This is a genomic window from Streptomyces sp. CRN 30 (assembly GCF_034105845.1).
Map to the genome: position 1 here is coordinate 39,566 of NZ_JAVRHI010000021.1, position 17,362 is coordinate 56,927.

At 72.6% G+C, this 17,362-nt stretch carries 15 protein-coding genes; 7 read left to right on the top strand and 8 right to left on the bottom strand.

The genetic code is table 11. The features are described 5' to 3' along the window. Positions 1-64: 64 nt before the first annotated feature. A complete protein-coding gene (locus UW392_RS02540) occupies positions 65-640 on the bottom strand; it encodes a TerD family protein (protein WP_320773168.1) in 576 nt (191 codons plus the stop codon). A gap of 122 nt (positions 641-762) precedes the next feature. Next, positions 763-1,029, bottom strand: coding sequence for a GlsB/YeaQ/YmgE family stress response membrane protein (locus tag UW392_RS02545; RefSeq protein WP_320773169.1), 267 nt, complete (start codon positions 1,027-1,029; stop codon positions 763-765). Between the two features lie 231 nt (positions 1,030-1,260). Here UW392_RS02545 and UW392_RS02550 point away from each other — a divergent pair, with 231 nt between their 5' ends. Continuing rightward, on the top strand, positions 1,261-2,562 hold the full coding sequence (locus UW392_RS02550) for an LCP family protein (protein WP_320773201.1): 1,302 nt from the start codon (positions 1,261-1,263) through the stop codon (positions 2,560-2,562). A gap of 195 nt (positions 2,563-2,757) precedes the next feature. Here UW392_RS02550 and UW392_RS02555 read toward each other — a convergent pair whose 3' ends face one another. After that, on the bottom strand, positions 2,758-3,723 hold the full coding sequence (locus UW392_RS02555) for an ion transporter (RefSeq protein ID WP_320773202.1): 966 nt from the start codon (positions 3,721-3,723) through the stop codon (positions 2,758-2,760). Positions 3,724-3,894: 171 nt separating this feature from the next. Between UW392_RS02555 and UW392_RS02560 the strand changes: the two genes are divergently transcribed. The 3 genes from UW392_RS02560 (at position 3,895) to UW392_RS02570 (ending at position 8,782) form a co-directional block, all read left to right on the top strand. Further along, positions 3,895-6,225, top strand: coding sequence for an esterase-like activity of phytase family protein (locus UW392_RS02560; protein WP_320773170.1), 2,331 nt, complete (start codon positions 3,895-3,897; stop codon positions 6,223-6,225). A 626-nt stretch (positions 6,226-6,851) separates the two neighbouring features. Then, positions 6,852-7,055, top strand: coding sequence for a cold-shock protein (locus UW392_RS02565; RefSeq protein ID WP_320773171.1), 204 nt, complete (start codon positions 6,852-6,854; stop codon positions 7,053-7,055). 245 nt (positions 7,056-7,300) lie between these two features. Beyond that, positions 7,301-8,782, top strand: coding sequence for a DEAD/DEAH box helicase (locus tag UW392_RS02570; protein WP_320773172.1), 1,482 nt, complete (start codon positions 7,301-7,303; stop codon positions 8,780-8,782). A gap of 79 nt (positions 8,783-8,861) precedes the next feature. Here UW392_RS02570 and UW392_RS02575 read toward each other — a convergent pair whose 3' ends face one another. Further along, positions 8,862-9,233, bottom strand: a complete 372-nt coding sequence (locus UW392_RS02575) for a hypothetical protein (RefSeq protein WP_320773173.1) — start codon at positions 9,231-9,233, stop codon at positions 8,862-8,864. A gap of 134 nt (positions 9,234-9,367) precedes the next feature. Between UW392_RS02575 and UW392_RS02580 the strand changes: the two genes are divergently transcribed. Next, positions 9,368-9,712, top strand: coding sequence for a MerR family transcriptional regulator (locus UW392_RS02580; RefSeq protein ID WP_320773174.1), 345 nt, complete (start codon positions 9,368-9,370; stop codon positions 9,710-9,712). Here the strand turns inward: UW392_RS02580 and UW392_RS02585 are convergent. Together UW392_RS02585 and UW392_RS02590 are read right to left on the bottom strand one after the other, a co-directional pair. Next, a complete protein-coding gene (locus tag UW392_RS02585) occupies positions 9,654-10,556 on the bottom strand; it encodes a type II CAAX endopeptidase family protein (RefSeq protein ID WP_320773175.1) in 903 nt (300 codons plus the stop codon). The genes UW392_RS02580 and UW392_RS02585 overlap by 59 nt on opposite strands. A gap of 71 nt (positions 10,557-10,627) precedes the next feature. Beyond that, entirely contained in the window at positions 10,628-11,545 is a 918-nt protein-coding gene (locus UW392_RS02590) for an alpha/beta hydrolase (protein WP_320773176.1), read from the bottom strand. Between the two features lie 82 nt (positions 11,546-11,627). Between UW392_RS02590 and UW392_RS02595 the strand changes: the two genes are divergently transcribed. Further along, the gene (locus tag UW392_RS02595) at positions 11,628-12,209 is read left to right on the top strand and encodes a helix-turn-helix domain-containing protein (RefSeq protein WP_320773177.1); all 582 of its coding nucleotides are present in this window, start codon (positions 11,628-11,630) and stop codon (positions 12,207-12,209) included. 9 nt (positions 12,210-12,218) lie between these two features. After that, positions 12,219-15,485, top strand: coding sequence for an ATP-binding protein (locus UW392_RS02600; protein ID WP_320773178.1), 3,267 nt, complete (start codon positions 12,219-12,221; stop codon positions 15,483-15,485). A 76-nt stretch (positions 15,486-15,561) separates the two neighbouring features. Here the strand turns inward: UW392_RS02600 and UW392_RS02605 are convergent, their stop codons facing one another. Both UW392_RS02605 and UW392_RS02610 read right to left on the bottom strand, forming a co-directional pair. Continuing rightward, the gene (locus tag UW392_RS02605) at positions 15,562-16,356 is read right to left on the bottom strand and encodes an ABC transporter permease (protein WP_320773179.1); all 795 of its coding nucleotides are present in this window, start codon (positions 16,354-16,356) and stop codon (positions 15,562-15,564) included. Next, on the bottom strand, positions 16,353-17,333 hold the full coding sequence (locus UW392_RS02610) for an ATP-binding cassette domain-containing protein (protein ID WP_320773180.1): 981 nt from the start codon (positions 17,331-17,333) through the stop codon (positions 16,353-16,355). The genes UW392_RS02605 and UW392_RS02610 overlap by 4 nt, the downstream gene beginning before the upstream one ends. Between the last annotated feature and the right edge of the window lie 29 nt (positions 17,334-17,362).

Sequence of the window (17,362 nt, forward strand, 5' to 3'; positions counted from 1 at the left end):
GGGGAGGGCGGGGGGACGTCCGGGGGACGGCCGAAGGGGTGGCCGGAAGGGTCGGGAGCCGGCGTCAGACGTTGACGCCGAAGTCGGCGGCGATGCCGGCCAGACCGGAGGCGTACCCCTGGCCGACCGCGCGGAACTTCCACTCCGCGCCGTGCCGGTACAGCTCGCCGAAGACCATCGCGGTCTCGGTGGAGGCGTCCTCGGAGAGGTCGTACCGGGCGATCTCCTGGTTGTTCGCCTGGTTGACGATCCGGATGAACGCGTTGCGGACCTGGCCGAAGCTCTGGCCGCGGTTCTCCGCGTCGTGGATGGAGACCGGGAAGACGATCTTGTCGACGTCCGCGGGGACGGAGGCGAGGTTCACCTTGACCGACTCGTCGTCGCCCTCGCCCTCACCGGTGAGGTTGTCGCCGGTGTGCTCGACCGAGCCGTCGGGGCTGGTGAGGTTGTTGTAGAAGACGAAGTGCTGGTCGCTCGGCACCTTGCCCGCGGCGTCGAGGAGCAACGCGGAGGCGTCGAGGTCGTAGTCGGTGCCGGTGGTGGTGCGGACGTCCCAGCCCAGGCCGACCAGGACGGCGGTCAGGCCCGGAGCCTCCTTGCTGAGCGAGACGTTGCCACCCTTGGACAGGGTCACTCCCATGGCGTACTCCTTCTCGGCAGGCGTTTCGAATGTGTTGTGGCGGTCGGCACAACGGTTCAAATCTACAGCAATGTAGAAATAAGCCGTCGGCCGCTTCGGTCGTTCCGGTCGTTCCGGTCGCTTCAGTCGCGGGAGTCGCCGAACAGCAGGCGGTAGCCGATCAGCAGGACGAGGGCGCCGGCGATAGCTGAGCCCCACGTCGCCGCATCGAAGAACTCCCGCTGCACCGGACGGTCGAGGAACGTCGCCGACAGCCAGCCGCCGAGGAACGCCCCGGCTATGCCGATCACCGTCGTGCCGACGCAGCCGCCCGGGTCCCGTCCGGGCAGGATCAGCTTGGCGATCGCTCCGGCGAGGAGGCCCAGCACCAGCCAGGCGATGACGCTCATGTCTCCAGCACTCCTTTCGGCTGCCCCGCTCGTGGGGGACGATTCCCGACAGCCTAGCTTCTACAGTTGTGTAGAAGATTGGTGAGCGTGATCAGCGAGCGGAAGCGGTGAGTGGTAGCGGTGAGCGGTAAGGGAAAGCGGCGGCGCGGCGCGCCGGAGAGCAGGCCGGACCGGCCGGACCGGCCGAACCGATCGGGCCGGCCGGGCCGGCTGACGCGGCGGGGCCGGGTCCTGGCCTGGACCGCGGGCGTGTGCGCGGTGCTCGTCCTCGGGGTGGCCGGTGTCGGCGCCTGGCTCTACAGCGACCTGAACGGCAACATCCACGCCGCGGACCTCGACGACAAGCTCGGCGGGGACCGGCCGGACAACCTCAGCCCCGGCTCCGAGAACATCATGGTCGTCGGCTCCGACAGCCGCGACGGCGACAACGCGAAGTACGGCAAGGGCCTGACCACCATGCAGTCGGACACGCTGATGGTGCTGCACGTCCCCGCGAACCGGAAGTGGGCGACGGTGGTCTCCCTGCCCCGTGACTCGTGGGTGGAGATACCGGCCTGCGACAAGGGGAACGGCGGCACGTCCGAGCCCCACCACTTCAAGATCAACGAGGCGTTCGCGATCGGCGGCACGAGCGGGGAGGTCGCGGAGGCCGCCGCCTGCACCATCAAGACCGTCGAGGCCGCCACGGGGCTGCGCATCGACCACTTCATGTCCGTCGACTTCCAGGGCTTCAAGGGGATGGTCGACGCCCTGGACGGCATAGAGGTCTGCCCCGAGGAGGCCATCCACGACGAGAAGGCCCACCTGGACCTGGAGGCCGGCTGCCAGACCGTGAAGGACGAGGAGGCGCTCGGCTACGTACGGGCCCGCTACAGCATCGGCGACGGCTCCGACACCGGACGCATAGGCCGCCAGCAGGAGTTCATGGAGTCGCTGGTCGCGAAGGCGCAGTCGAAGCTGACCAGTCCGAAGTCCCTGTACGCCTTCCTCAAGTCCGCGACGAGTTCCCTCACCACGGACGAGGACCTCGCGGGCATCAAGCCGCTGTACAGCCTCGCCTCCGAACTCCAGGGCATACCCGCCGACCGGTTGACCTTCCTCACCGTGCCGAACTATCCCCGCGAGGCGGACGTCGCCTCCGACAAGGCGAACGTGGTGTGGCAGTACCCGCAGGCCGGCGACCTGTTCACGGCCCTCGCCAAGGACAAGGAGGTCGACAAGGAGAAGATCGAGGCCGAGGCGGCGGACCCGGTCTACGCCTCCACCGTCCGCGTCCAGGTCCTCAACGGCACCGGCGTCGACGGCCGCGCCGCCGCGGTCGCGGAGAAACTGAAGGAGGCGGGCTTCACGGTCGTCGGCACGGGCAACGCGGAGCAGACCGCGAAGACGACGGTCAGCCGCCCGGAGTCCCTGGCCGCCCGCGCGGAGGTCCTCGCCTCCCGCCTGAAGGCGTCCACGGAGACCTCGCCGGACGCGTCGGACACGGTGACGCTGGTGGTGGGGACGGATCTGGACGTCGACGGCATCGGGTGACGGGGGCGGCCCTCGGCAGTCACAGCATCCAGTGCCGGACCGTACCGTCCGGAGCGGTGTACCTGACGGTCTGCTCGTCGCGGCCGGCCTCGACGGTGAACCAAGCACGGGAAGGTCCGACACGGCCTCGCGCATGGTGGAGGAAGCGGAAGGGCTCATGGACATGGCCGCGACCCTGCCTCCGCCGGAGACCGCCTACGCCCGCACCCTCGGCTCCGGCCCGCTGGACTCGACGGGCCCCTGACCGACCGGTCCCGACCGCCCCGCCACCCCCCGCTCAAGCTCCACCTCCACCTCGGCCAACGCCCGCCGCGCCGCCTCGACCCGGCTCAGCAGCGCGGCCCGGTGCCGCTCCTCGTCCGGTGCCCCCGGCGCCGTCCGCTCCGCGGCGGACGAGGCATCGCGGTCCATCTCCCGGGCCTCGTCCAGCGACGTGATCACCACCCCGATCAGGACGTTGACCAGCACGAACGACGCGAGCAGCACGTACGACCCGTAGTAGAGGAGGCTCCAGCGGGAGATGTCCAGGCCGGAGTGGACCGCGTCGCCGATGCCGTCCAGGGTCATCAGGAGGAAGAGGGTGAGGACGGCGCGGCCGACGGAGCCGTAGCGGCCCGGGTCGTGCGTGCCGAAGAAGACCCAGCCGACCATGGCGTAGACGTACAGCAGCAGCGCGCCGACCAGCAGGAAGCTCAGGGTGCCGGGGAGGCTGCGGACCACCGCGACGAGCACGATGCGCAGTTGGGGCAGGAAGCGGGCGGTGCGCAGCACGCGGGAGAGCCGCAGCAGCCGCAGGACGGTGGTGTTCTCGCGGACCACCGGGAGGAACGCGCAGACCACGACGGCGAGGTCGAAGAGGTTCCAGGGGTCCTTGAGGAAGTCCCGGGGGCGGTCCGCGTGCGCGCCGAGCCGCAGCGCGATCTCGGCGGTGAAGGCGACCAGGCAGAGGTGTTCGGCCAGCCGTAACCAGTGCCGCCACTCGGCGACGAGACCGGAGTACGTCTCGACGCCCAGCAGCGCGGCGTTGGCGAGGATCAGGACGAAGACGGTGCCGGCGAACCAGCGCGCCTCGACGACGGCACCGCACCGCCGGGCCAGCGCCGTACGGGCCGCGGCAGCGGCCACACTCGTAGGGGCCGTGGGTATGTGCTGCTCGGGCATCCTGCCGTCCGTCTCCTTCACCGTGATCCACCGTGACAGAGACATTTTCTACAGCACTGTAGTGCGGTACTTGATCTTCGTCCGCCGTTCACCGGGACGTCCGCCGCTCGCGGCCCGGGAGTGGCACGATCCGGCTCCGCAGTGGACGTATCCGCACGTACCGGAGGAACCATGCTCCCGAAGAGAACCAGCGCCGCCCTGGCGACGCTCGCCGTGACCGCGGGCGCCCTGGCGGGCGCGGGCGTGGCGCACGCGGGCCAGAAGGACAAGGGCGCGGACCGCGGCTCGCGGACCGCCGCCTTCGCGCGCACCGCCACCTACCCGGTGTTCCAGAACCGGCCCGCCGGTGACGACGCCGCCGCCGAGACCGTCGCCGAGATATCGGCCACCAGCGAGGACGGCCGCACCCTCGTCCACACCGACGCCGCCGGCAAGCGCATCGGGTTCCTCGACATCTCCGACGCCGACCGCCCGAAGGGCCTGGGCACGCTCTCCCTGGCCGAACTGGGCGACGCCGAGGACGAGCCGACCTCGGTGACCGTCGTCGGCGAGTACGTGCTCGTCGTGGTCAACACCAGCGCGAGCTACACCGATCCGTCCGGCCGCCTGGACGTCATCTCGCTGAAGACCCGGAAGCGGGTGGCGTCCCACGACCTCGGCGGGCAGCCCGACTCGATCGCGCTCAGCAAGGACAAGCGGTACGCGGCGATCGCCATCGAGAACGAGCGCGACGAGGAGGCGACCCCCGAGGGCGGCGAGGAGGGCGACCTGCCGCAGGCACCCGCCGGGTTCGTGCAGATCGTCGATCTGAAGGGGGCGAAGGGCTCCTCGCCCGCGAAGTGGGGGCTGCGCAAGGTCGCCCTGACGAAGGCCGACGGCTCCGCGCTGCCCGTCCTCACCGCCGCCGGGATCACCGAGCCCACCGACCCCGAGCCGGAGTACGTCTCCGTCAACGGCCGCGGCCAGCTCGTCGTGACGCTCCAGGAGAACAACGGCATCGTCACCGTCGACCTGAGGTCGGGCCGGATCACGAAGGCGTTCAGCGCCGGTACCGCCTCCCTCGACGGCATCGACACCGTCGAGGACGGCGTCATCGACCAGACCGGCTCGATCACCGACGTGCCGCGCGAACCGGACGCCGTCGGCTGGATCGACGACCGCTACCTCGCCACCGCCAACGAGGGCGACTGGAAGGGCGGCACCCGCGGCTGGACCGTCTTCGACAGCCGCACCGGGAAGGTGGTCTGGGACGCTGGCAACTCCTACGAGCACCTCGCCGCGCGCCACGGCCTGCTCGACGACGACCGTTCCGAGAACAAGGGCACCGAGCCGGAGGGCCTCGCGGTCGCCACGTACGACGGCGTCCGGTACGCCTTCGTCGGCTCCGAGCGCAGCAACTTCGTCGCGGTGTACGACGTCAGCAAGCCCACGAAGCCCGTCTTCAAGCAGATCCTCCAGACCACCAACGGGCCCGAGGGGCTGCTGCCGATCCCGTCCCGCGGCCTGCTCGCCGTCTCCAGCGAGGTGGACGACGCGGAAGCGGGCGTACGCGCCTCGGTGAGCCTCTTCCGCCTCGGCAAGGGCACGGACGCCGCCCCGTCCCTCGTCTCCGCCGACGACTCCTCCGGCGCCCCCATCGGCTGGGGCGCGCTCAGCGGGCTGTCCGCCGTCCCGGGCCGCGACGACGAGGTGTACGCCGTGACCGACTCGGCGTACGCCACCACCCGCGTCCTGACGATCGACACCGACGGCGAGCAGCCGGTCGTCACCCGTGAGCTGGCCGTCAAGGACGCCGACGGCAAGGCCACCGGCTACGACGCCGAGGGCGTGTACGCCCGTCCCCAGGGCGGCTTCTGGCTGGCCGTCGAGGGCAGGACCGGCACCGGCAACCAACTGGTCCGCCTCGACCGCACCGGCACCACCCGCCAGGTCGTCCCCCTCCCGGCGGACGTCGCCGCGGGCCTCGGCTCGCAGGGCTTCGAGGGCGTCACCGCGACCACCGACGCCCGCGGCCACGAGATCCTCTGGGCCGCCCTCCAGCGCGAGGTGAAGGGCGACCCGACGGGCGTGGTCCGCCTCGGCCGCTACGACGTGACGGCCGGGACGTGGAGCTGGTACGGCTACCGGCTCTCCGCCACCATTACCGACGGCGACTGGATCGGCCTCTCCGAGATCACCGTCGTCGGCGACAGGCTGGCCGTCATCGAGCGCGACAAGCTCAACGGCCCCGCCGCGAAGGTCAAGCGGATCTACACCGTCCCGCTCCCGGCGAAGGCCGCCCCGGCCGGCACCCTCCCCGTCCTCACCAAGACCCTCGCCCACGACGTCCTGCCCGACCTGCGGGCCACGAAGGGCTGGACCCAGGAGAAGCTGGAGGGCCTGACCGTCGCGGGCGACGGCCGCGTCTACGCCGTCACCGACAACGACGCCCTGAACGACTCCACGGGCGAGACGGTCTTCCTGGACCTGGGGCGCGCGCGGACGGTGTTCGGCCGGGGCTGACCGGCGGCCTCAGCGGTGGTGGGGCGACGTCAGACAGTGCTGCCGCGTCGGTGGCGGTGCCCCCGGCCCAGGTGACCCAGGTGTCGTCGAGGTGCTCGGTGATCTCCCGCATCCGCGCCTCGCTGCGCAGCCGGCCGGCGAGCGAGGACTCGACGCGGTCGATGAGGTGGCTGAGCGCGGTACCGGCCTGGCCCGTCTCGGTACGCGCGGATCGGTGTCGGCGGCCGGGTGGACGGCCTGTCACTCGCACGGGCGTTTGTGGTGTTCGTCTCTTCGGTGGATGCGGCGCATGAGCCGGGAGTCCGCCGCCCCGGAGCGCCCCGGAGGCCGTACCACGAGGTCACAGCGGTGCGGACGGGAGACCGGGCGGTGATCCTGCTCCGGCCGCGGAGCAATATCTGTGCCCGCGACGTAAGAAATCAGGGCGTCGCTCCGGGAATATTCCCGGGAACGCTACGCGAACGGCGCCGGGATCGGAAATCACCTCCCGCCCGGCCGAGCACACCGTGCTAGTGTCGACGTCAGTTGCAGTTTTGGTTGCCTGGAGTCTTTCCGACGGGGTGATCATCGCGGCGACCGGAGTACACGAAGGGTGTGCTCCGAGCACCGTACCGAAGGAGATTCAAATGGCTTCCGGCACCGTTAAGTGGTTCAACTCGGAAAAGGGCTTCGGCTTCATCGAGCAGGACGGCGGCGGCCCCGACGTGTTCGCCCACTACTCCAACATCAACGCCCAGGGGTTCCGTGAGCTCCTCGAGGGCCAGAAGGTGACCTTCGACATCGCGCAGGGCCAGAAGGGCCCGACGGCGGAGAACATCGTTCCCGCCTGATCGTCGTCGCCACCGACGCGTACTTCACAGCTGGGGCCCGCACCGTGGGGTGCGGGCCCCAGCTCATTGCTTTCCGGGGTTTTTGAGTTTCTCCCGTTCACCGTCGAGCGGGAGCGCATCGATGCGCGATGCGCATATGACCGCCTCTCCCCGGCCCGCCATTCCCGGCTCGTATCCGCGATTCTCTGCGCCGCTTCACCGCTGCGGGAATTCCCTGACACGTGCCGCGTCAAGGAAGGTTCCGTATGAACCGTGCACGTGCCGACCGCCCCTACGACCGTTCCGGCCGTCCCCCCGCCAAGCGCTCCGGCGGTCCCCGCCGCCGCCCCCAGGGTGGTTCCGGTCGCCGTCCGTCCGCGCCGCAGGGCGGCGAGTTCGCACTGCCGAAGACGGTGACGCCCGCGCTGCCCGCGGTCGAGAAGTTCTCCGAACTGGACCTGCCCGCCCGGCTGTTGACGACGCTCGAAGCCGAGGGCATGACCGTCCCGTTCCCCATCCAGGCGGCGACGCTGCCCAACTCGCTGGCCGGCCGTGACGTCCTCGGCCGCGGCCGCACCGGCTCCGGCAAGACCCTCGCCTTCGGCCTCGCGGTCGTCTCCCGCACGCAGGGCCGCCGGGCCGAGCCGAAGCGCCCCCTCGCCCTCGTCCTCGTCCCCACCCGGGAACTCGCCCAGCAGGTCGAGGACGCCCTGAAGCCCTTCGCCCGCGCCGTGGGCGTCCGGGCGGCCACCGTCGTCGGCGGCATGTCGATCGGCCGGCAGGCCGGGGCGCTGCGGTCCGGCGCCGAGGTCGTCGTGGCGACGCCGGGACGGCTGAAGGACCTCATCGACCGCGGCGACTGCCGGCTGGACGACGTGGAGATCACCGTCCTGGACGAGGCCGACCAGATGACCGACATGGGCTTCATGCCGCAGGTCACCGGCCTCCTGGACCAGGTGCGTCCGGGCGGGCAGCGACTGCTGTTCTCCGCGACCCTCGACCGCAACGTCGACCTGCTGGTCCGCCGCTACCTCTCCGACCCGGTGGTGCACTCCGTCGACCCGTCCGCGGGCGCCGTCACCACCATGGAGCACCACCTGCTCCAGGTGAACGACGACGACAAGCAGCGCACGGCCACCGAGATCGCCGCCCGCGACGGCCGGGTCATCATGTTCCTGGACACCAAGCACGCGGTGGACCGGCTGGTGAAGCACCTGCTGAAGAACGGCGTCCGCGCGGCCGGCCTGCACGGCGGCAAGTCCCAGCCGCAGCGCACCCGCACCCTCGCCCAGTTCAAGGACGGGCAGGTGACGGTGTTGATCGCGACCAACGTCGCCGCCCGCGGCATCCACGTCGACAACCTCGACCTGGTCGTGAACGTCGACCCGCCGGCCGACCACAAGGACTACCTGCACCGCGGCGGCCGTACCGCCCGCGCGGGCGAGTCCGGCAGCGTCGTCACGCTGGTCACCCCCGACCAGCGGCGCGGCGTGAACCGGCTGCTGTCGGCGGCCGGGATCGTCCCGCAGGTCACCCGGGTCCGTCCCGGCGAGGAGGAGCTGGCCCGGATCACCGGCGCCCAGGAGCCCTCCGGCGTCCCCGTCGTCATCCCCGCCCCGGCGGCCCCGGAGCGCCCGCGGCGCTCGGCGTCCGCGTCCGGCAACCCGGGCAAGCGGCGCCGCCGTCCCGCGTCCGGCCGGACCGGCGGCGGAGCGCCCCGCCGCCAGGGGACCGGCGGCACGCGCTGATCCCCAGCGGAACAGCACGGCCCCGCCGCCCGGTCCGGGCGGCGGGGCCTTCTCGTTCTGCTCGTTCTGCGGTCGGTGCCTACTGGTCGGAGTAGCTGAAGTCCCCCACGGTCCACGCGCTGACGTCGGTGATCGCCACGCGGAACATGCCTCCCGTGTCCGGGATGCCGACGCTGCCCTGGAGGATGCGCGCCAGATGGAAGTGGAGGTGGGTGGGGTCTTGGTCGTCGGGCCGGTCCCGCTTCCGCCGGCGTACGAAGGTGTCGGAGAACGGGCTCAGCCGGTCCGAGGACCGCAGCACCTCCGCCACCCGCTCCCGCCAGGTGTCCTCCGGGGCCAGTCGGCCCGTGATGACGGCTCCTTGAGCGACCACGGTCAGTGACATCTGATTGCTCGGCTCCGACTCCACCATGGCGGCGATGGAGACGAGCAGCTCATCAGGGTTCGGCATGGGAGCGAGTCTATGGTGCGCCTGTCGCACCCCGGCCACCGCAGCGACGGCCGGGGCGGATGGTGTTGAATCGTCCAGGGGCCCCGGTGCCGTACGGCACCGGGGCCCCTGGACGCGTTGCGCTACGAGGTGACATGACAGCAGGCAATCCGCTCAGCGAACGGCTGGACGACGACGACTACCCCGCGTACACCATCGGCAGGGCCGCCGAGATGACCGGCACCACGCCCGGGTTCCTCCGGGCCCTGGGCGAGGCCCGCCTGATCAAACCGCTCAGGTCCGGGGGCGGCCACCGCCGCTACTCCCGGTACCAGTTGCGGATCGCCGCGCGGGCCAGAGAACTCGTCGACCAGGGCACCCCGATCGATGCCGCCTGTCGCATCGTCATCCTGGAGGACCAGCTGGAGGAGGCGCAGCGCATCAACGAGGAGTACCGGCGGCGCGCGGCGGACGGGACGGCGCCCGACCCGGGCCCGTAGCCCACAGCACCAGTACGGCGATCAGCTGAATCCCGATGATCAGTGCCTGGACGGCGGGGGTCTCCACCCCCAGCAGCACCATCGTGGTGTTGACGGCGAAGTGCACGGCGATCGAGGCGACGACACCGGCCCGCTCGTAGGCGCAGGTGACGAGCATGGCCATCGGGATGTTGGCGGCGGCGAAGAGGACACCGCTGGGACTGGCGAGGCCGAGGCCGTTCTGGACGGTGCCGTCGATGAAGAACAGCGGCAGGTGCCACACCGCCCAGATCACGCCCAGCGCGGTGGCGACCTGGAGGCTGCCCGCCTTCGCCCGCATCCTCGGGTACGCGGTGCCGCGCCAGCCGGGCTCCTCGGAGAGCGGTCCGGAGACCAGCATGCTGACGAGGAAGGCCGCGGGGCCGCCCATGCCGTCCATGACGTCCCGGGCGTCCGCCCAGCTCAGCGCGGGCCCGCCCGCCGCCTGGCCGAGGGCGCCCGCGGCCAGTACGGTCGCCGAGGCGACGACCAGCAGCAGGGGCGTCCAGCGCAGCGCCGTCGCCGCCCGGAACCGGACCGCGTGCGGCGGCACGGGTTCGCCGCGCCGGCGGCGGCGTATCCGGATCACCAGGGCGCCGATCAGCGGTCCGAACGCGCCGAGGAGGAAGGGCGCGTAGGCGGCCTCGCCGGCCTTCGCGTCGCCGCCGATCGCGATGGCCGCGCCCCAGGAGGCCCAGCTGACGGCGAAGGCGACGACCATGAAGAGGATCAGGTCGGCGCGGCGGCGGTCGGGGGCGGGGGCCGGGTGCGGCACGGGGGCCGGGTGCGGCGCGGGGGCCGTCAGTGCCGTTTCTGATGTGGGCATGCCAAAGCATCCTTCGTCGGAGGTCCGGGAGGGCGGGCTCAGGAGGGACTCAGGGGGGACTCAGGGGGTGGTCACACCCGGGTCGTCGCGGTCAGGTGGCGGGCGAGCCACTCGCCCACGAGGTCGAGCAGACCCGCGTCGACCGGCTCGCGCAGCAGGCGGCGGTAGCCGCTCAGGGACGGGCGCCCGGGATCGCGCCGCAGGACGTGGGTGAGGCCGTCGACGCTGTGGGTCTCCGCGCCGCCGGGGACCAGCCGGGCGATCTCCTTGAGGTCCTCCGGGTCGACCTGGAGGTCCTTGTCGCCGGTGACGGCGAGGACCGGGGCGTCGATGACGGCGAGGTCGTCCCGGGTGTCGTGGACGAGCATCTCCCGCATCCAGCGGGCGTTGACCTTGGCCCCGGCCACGCGCGCCACGTCCGTACGGGTCCGCTTCACCCGGGCGAGGACCCGGTCGCCGATCCCCGCGAGCGGACGGCGCAGCAGCCGGACGGGGGCGGGCAGACTCGACACGATCGAGCGGCCCTGCCGGCGGAAGGCGTCCTCACCCGGCCCGGCGAACCCGGCCAGCAGGACCACCGCCCGTACGTCGGTCCGGGCCGCCAGGGCCATGGCGTGCAGCGCGCCCTCGCTGTGGCCGACCACGCCGATCCCGTCCTCGCGGATGTCGGTCCTGGCCGCCAGGGCGCGGACGGCCGCCGCGGCGTCCCGGCGGTTGTCGGTGAACCCGGCGGTCCGCCAGTCGCCGGGGGTGGCGCCGGTGCCGCGGCGGTCGTAGCGCAGGGTGGCGATCCCCCGGGCCGCGAGCGCCCCGGCCACCGGGTGCGCCAGGTCCACCGGCAGCTTCGGGGTGTTGCCGTCGCGGTCCAGCGGCCCGGAGCCGTGCAGCAGCAGGACGGCCGGGTGCGGGCCGGGGCCGGCGGGCAGCGTCAGCGTCCCGGCCAGGGGGGTCCCGTCGTCCGCGGTGACCGTCATGTCGATCTCGGGCACAGCTGTCGCCTCTCTCGGTCGCTTTCGAGCAGCGATTGCTCTCAACTGCGAGAACGTTATCAGATGTGAGATCATTGGATTCATGGCCACCGCGAACCTCCTCCTCCACCCCGTCCGGATGCGCATCCTCCAGACCCTGGTGGGCGCCGGCGAACTGACCACCGCGCAGCTGCGCGAGCGGCTCCCGGACGTCTCGGCCGCGAGCATGTACCGGCACGTGGGCACGCTCACCCAGGCGGGCATCCTGGAAGTGGTCCACGAACGCCGCGTCCGCGGCACCGTCGAGCGCAGCTACCGGGTCCGGCAGGACGAGGCCCTCGTCGACCAGGACGCCCGCGCCGCCATGACCAAGGACGACCACCGGCAGGCGTTCACCGTCTTCACCGGGGCGATGATGGCCGACTTCGACCGCTACCTCTCCCGCGACGACGCCGACCCCCCGGGCGAGGGTGTCCTGTACCGGCAGGGCGCGGTGTGGGTGACGCCGGAGGAGTTCACCGAACTGGTGGAGGAGCTGGAGGCCGTCGTCGCGCGCCGCACCGGGCACAGCGCGGGCGACGGCCGGACGCGGCACATCATCAGCCTCGCCCTCGTACCCGACAAGGCGCACACCGCCGATGGGGCGGAAGACACGGAAGACACCCCTCCGCCCGCCGCTGGTTAGTCTGCCCGCATGACCACCGAGTCCGCCCGCGCGACGACCGAGCTGATCCTGCTGTCCGAAGTCGCCTGCCGCGGCCGGGAGATCACCGCACCGCGGCTGCGCGGCCTGCTCGCGCTCCTCGCCGCCGAGCCGCGCACCGGGTGCAGCACCGGCCGGCTGGTGGCGGGACTCTGGCCGGACGAGCAGCCGGAGCGGCCGGGCAAGGCGGTGCAGGTCCTCGTGTCACGGCTCCGGTCGCAGCTCGGCGCCGACCTGATAGCGAGCACCCCGACCGGGTACCGGCTGGCGCTGGACGAGACCCTGATCGACGCCGCCGCGCTCGCCCTGCACGAGTCGGCGAGCGCCCAGAGGGCCGCCGCGGGCGACCACGCGGGCGCGCTGCGGGAGGCCGAGGCGGGGCTCGCGCTCTGGGACGGCACCGTGGACACCGGGGCCGGCGAGGACCTCCACGACCCGGTGGCGGCGCTGCGCACGGCACGCCTCGCCCCGTACCGGTCCCTGGTCCGCCTGCGCGCGCTGGCCCTCGCGCGGACCGGGCGCCGCGCGGAGGCGACGGCGCCGCTGACCGAACTGGCCGACGGGGCGCCGTACGACGAGGAGGTGCTGGCGGAGCTGCTGCGCTGCGAGGCGGCCGGTGCGGGCCGGGCCGCCGCGCTCACCCGCTACGAGACCCACCGCCGGCGCCTGCGCGAAGAGCTGGGCACCGACCCGGGCCGCGCGCTCAAGGCCGTACAGCAGGAGTTGCTCAGCGCGGACCGCCCGGCGGTGCGCCACGGGGTGCCGCACGACGCCAACGAACTGCTCGGCCGCGACGCCGACATCGCCGCCGTCACCGGGCTCCTCGGCACCTCGCGCGTCGTCACCGTCGTCGGACCCGGCGGGCTGGGCAAGACACGGCTGTCCCACGCTGTGGGCCGGGCGGCGGCGCAGCCCGTGGTGCACTTCGTGCCGCTCGCCGGTGTCACCGCCGACGAGGACGTGGCCGGAGAGGTCGCCTCGGCGGTGGGCACGGGCGAGGGACGGCAGTTCGCGGGCGGCGGCGCGGACGTCGTGGGCGGCATCGTCGCGGCGCTCGGCCCGGGACCGGTCCTGCTGGTCCTTGACAACTGCGAACAGGTCGTCGCCGGCGCCGCCGCCCTCGTCCAGGCGCTGGTCTCCCGTACGAAGGGCCTCCGTGTCCTGGCCACCAGCCGCGCGCCGCTCGGCCTGACCTCCGAGGCCCTCTACGCCCTGCCCGAACTCTCCCTCGCCACCTCCGTCGAGCTGTTCGAGCAGCGGGCGCGGGCGGCGCGGCCCGGCGTGGCGCTGGACCCGGCAGCCGTCGCCGACCTCTGCCGCCACCTGGACGGACTGCCGCTCGCCGTCGAACTGGCCGCCGCCCGCGTCCGGGTGCTCTCCGTCGCGGACATATCCCGGCGCCTGCGCGACCGCTTCGCGCTGCTGCGCGGCGGCGCCCGTGACGCGCCCGAGCGGCACCGGACCCTGCGCGCGGTGGTCGACTGGAGCTGGAACCTGCTGGAGGAGGACGGCCGGGCGGCGCTGCGCGCGCTGTCGGTCTTCCCCGGCGGCTTCACCGAGGAGTCGGCCGGGTACCTGCTGGACGGCGACGACGATCCGCTGGCGCTGCTGGAGAGCCTCGCCGGGCAGTCCCTGGTGAAGGTGGGCGACGGACCGGCCGGGGTCCGCTTCCACATGCTGGAGACGCTGCGGGAGTTCAGCGCCGCCCGGCGCGCGGAGGCCGGTGAGGAGGAGGCGGTGACCGGCCGGTTCCTGGTGTGGGCGCGGGAGTTCGGGCGGGCCAGGCACGACATGCTGTTCGGCACCGACCCGGTCTCCTCCTGGCACCACATCCGGGCGGAGCAGGACAACCTCGTCCTCGCCCTGCGGTACGCCCTCGCCCGGTCCGACGGGCCCGCGACCGCCGCCGTCACCGCCGTCCTGGCCTCCCTGTGGGCCACCGACAACCACTACGAACGGCTGGCCTCGCTCACCGCCGACACCGGCGCGCCGCTCTCCAGGTTCCGGCCGGGACCCGAGGACGTCGAACCGGTCCGCAGCGCGGCGGCGGTCTGCACGGCCAGCGACTTCATGGGCTACGGGCCGCGCGCCGGCCGCCACCTCGCCGTCCTGCGCCGGCTGCCGGCCGCGCCGCCGGACACGGCGCTGCGGGCGCTCGCCGTCGTCGTGTGCGCCGTACCGGACGTCCGGCCGCCGGAGTTCGAGCAGCTCACGGAGTTGAGCGCGTCGGACGCGCCGCTGCTCGCGTGTCTCGCCTCCGGCGTCGCCAGCTACGTGTGGGAGGCCGGGCACGAGCCGGAGCGGGCGCTCGCCTTCGCCCGCCGGATGCTGGACGCCCTCGGGCCGCACGGCAGTCCGGCGCTACGGCTGCTCAGCCACGGGCGGATCAGCGAACTCTGCCTCAAGGCGGAGCGCGGCGAGGAGGCGTACGGACATCTGCGGTCCGCGCTGGACGCGATCGGCGAGTCCGGGGCCGGGGGCTGGTCCGACGCGATCGGGGTCCGCTGGGGACTGGTGCTGGCCTGCCTCCAGCGCGGGGCCGTCGACGAGGCGGAGCACTGGCTGCGGCTCGCCGCCCTGGACCAGCCGGCGGAGGCCACCCTGATCTACACCCCCGACCTCGCGGCCCGCGCGGAGATCGCGCTGAGCCGAGGACTGACCGAACTGGGGCTCGGGCTGTGGCGGCAGGCGCTGGAGCGGTCCCGGCAGGACGGCGCGCTCCACGCCGGTGACCCGTTCCTCGACCCCTGGTCGCTGGAGCTGCGCTCGGCGGCCTTGGCGGCGCACGCGTTCCACGGGCGGCTGGAGCCGGTGGCGGGACTGGCGGAGGGGTTGCGGGAGAGGGCGCTGGGGATGTTGTCGGGGCCGGGGCCGGGACTGGGATTGGGGCCGGATGCGGGACCGGGGCCGGATGCGGAGGGCGCGGCCCCGGAAGCGGGGGGCGCGGCCCCGGATGCCGGTCCCGTGGACCTGCCGTTGTACGGCACGGTGCTGCTGGCGGTCGGGCTGGCGGGGATCGCGGCCGGGAACGCCATGGGCACCGGGGACGCGGGGGCGGTGCGGCTGGTGGCGCTGGCGGAGCGGATGCCGGTCATCCGGCAGTTCCCGGCGCTGTCGGCGGCCCGGTCCCGCCAGGCCGCCGAGAACGCCGACAGGGCGGCCTACGCCGACGCGAGGTCGGAGTACGCCGCCCTGGGACGGGAGGAGCTGCGGGACGCGGCGGTGCGGATACTGCGGGGCGCGCCGGCCACGTCGTGAACGCGGAACCTCGTGACCGCGGAACCTCGTGACCGCAGAGCCTCGTGACTGCGGAGCCCGTGTCATCCACAGGCCCTCACCGCTGCGGCTCGCGGTCGAAGCGGGCCTTGGACCAGAAGTAGCCGAGGACGGTCAGGCCCACGCACCAGGCGCCGGCGAGCCACGCGTTGTGGCCGATCTCGGTGCCGAGCAGCAGACCGCGCAGGGTCTCGATGGCGGGCGTGAACGGCTGGTACTCGGCGATCGGCCGGAACCAGCCCGGCATCGTGTCGAGCGGCACGAAGGCGCTGGACAGCAGCGGCAGCAGGATCAGCGGCGTGGCGTTGTTGCTGGCGGCCTCGGCGGTCGGGCTGACCAGTCCCATGCCGACCGCGATCCAGGTGAGCGACACGGCGAAGAGCACGAGCAGGCCGAGCGCCGCGAGCCACTCCAGGGCGGTGGCGTCGGTGGAGCGGAAGCCGATGGCCACGCCGACCGCGCCGACGAGGACCACGCTGACGACGGACTGCAGCACACTGCCGATGACATGGCCGACGATCACGGAGCCGCGGTGGATCGGCATGGTGCGGAAGCGGGCGATGACGCCCTCGCTCATGTCGGTGGAGACGGAGACCGCGGTGCCGACCACCGTGGAGCCGATGGTCATCAGCAGCAGACCCGGGACGATGTAGGCGATGTAGAGGGAACGGTCCGGGGCGCCGCCACCGATGCCCGCGCTCATCGTGTCGCCGAACACGTAGACGAAGAGCAGCAGCAGCATGATCGGGGTGAGCAGCAGGTTCAGCGTGAGGGAGGGGTAGCGCCGGGCGTGCAGGAGGTTGCGGCGCAGCATGGTGACGCTGTCCCGGAAGGCGTAGGTGGTGGCACTCATCGGACGGTCTCCTTGGTGTCGGCGTCGAGCGGGGCGGGAACGGTGTCGCCGGTCAGGGCGAAGAACACGTCGTCGAGGTCGGGGGTGTGCACGGAGAGTTCGCCGGCCTCGATGCCGGCGGCGTCGAGCCAGTCGAGGATGGCGCGCAGCTCGCGCTGGCTGCCGTCGCTGGGGATCTGGAGGGTGAGCGCCTCGTTGTCGCGTCCGGCGTCGCGCAGCGCGGTCGCCGCCTGCTCGTACGCCGCCGGGTCGGAGAACCGCAGCCGTACGTGCCCGCCGGGGACGAGCCGCTTGAGTTCCTCGGCCGAGCCCTCGGCGACGAGCTTGCCGCCGTTGAGCACCGCGATGCGGTCGGCGAGCTGGTCGGCCTCCTCCAGGTACTGGGTGGTGAGGAAGACGGTGGTGCCGCCGGCGACCAGTTCGCGGAACATCTGCCACATGGTGTGCCGGGAGCGCGGGTCGAGTCCGGTGGTCGGCTCGTCCAGGAAGATGATGCGCGGCTCGCCGACCAGCGTCATGGCGATGTCGAGGCGGCGCTTCATGCCGCCGGAGTAGGTGGAGGCGGGTTTCTTGGCGGCGTCGACGAGGTCGAACCGCTCCAGCAGTTCGGCGCAGACCCGCCGCCCGTCCTTCTTCGACAGGTGGTGCAGATCCGCCATGAGCAGCATGTTCTCCTCACCGGTGATCAGTCCGTCCACGGCGGAGAACTGTCCGGTGACGCCGATGGCCCCGCGCACGGCCTGCGCCTGGCCGCCGAGGTCGAACCCGGCGATCCGGGCCTCGCCGCCGTCGGCCGCGATCAGCGTGGAGAGGATGTTGACGGCGGTGGTCTTCCCGGCGCCGTTTGGCCCGAGCAGGGCGAACACGGAACCGGCCGGCACGTTCAGGTCGATGCCGTCGAGGACGAGCTTGTCCCCGTAGCTCTTGCGCAGTCCGGTGGCCGCGATGGCGGCTTGACGCGATGTCGTGGTGGTCATGGGGAAGAGCGTGCGGGGGGCCGCATTCA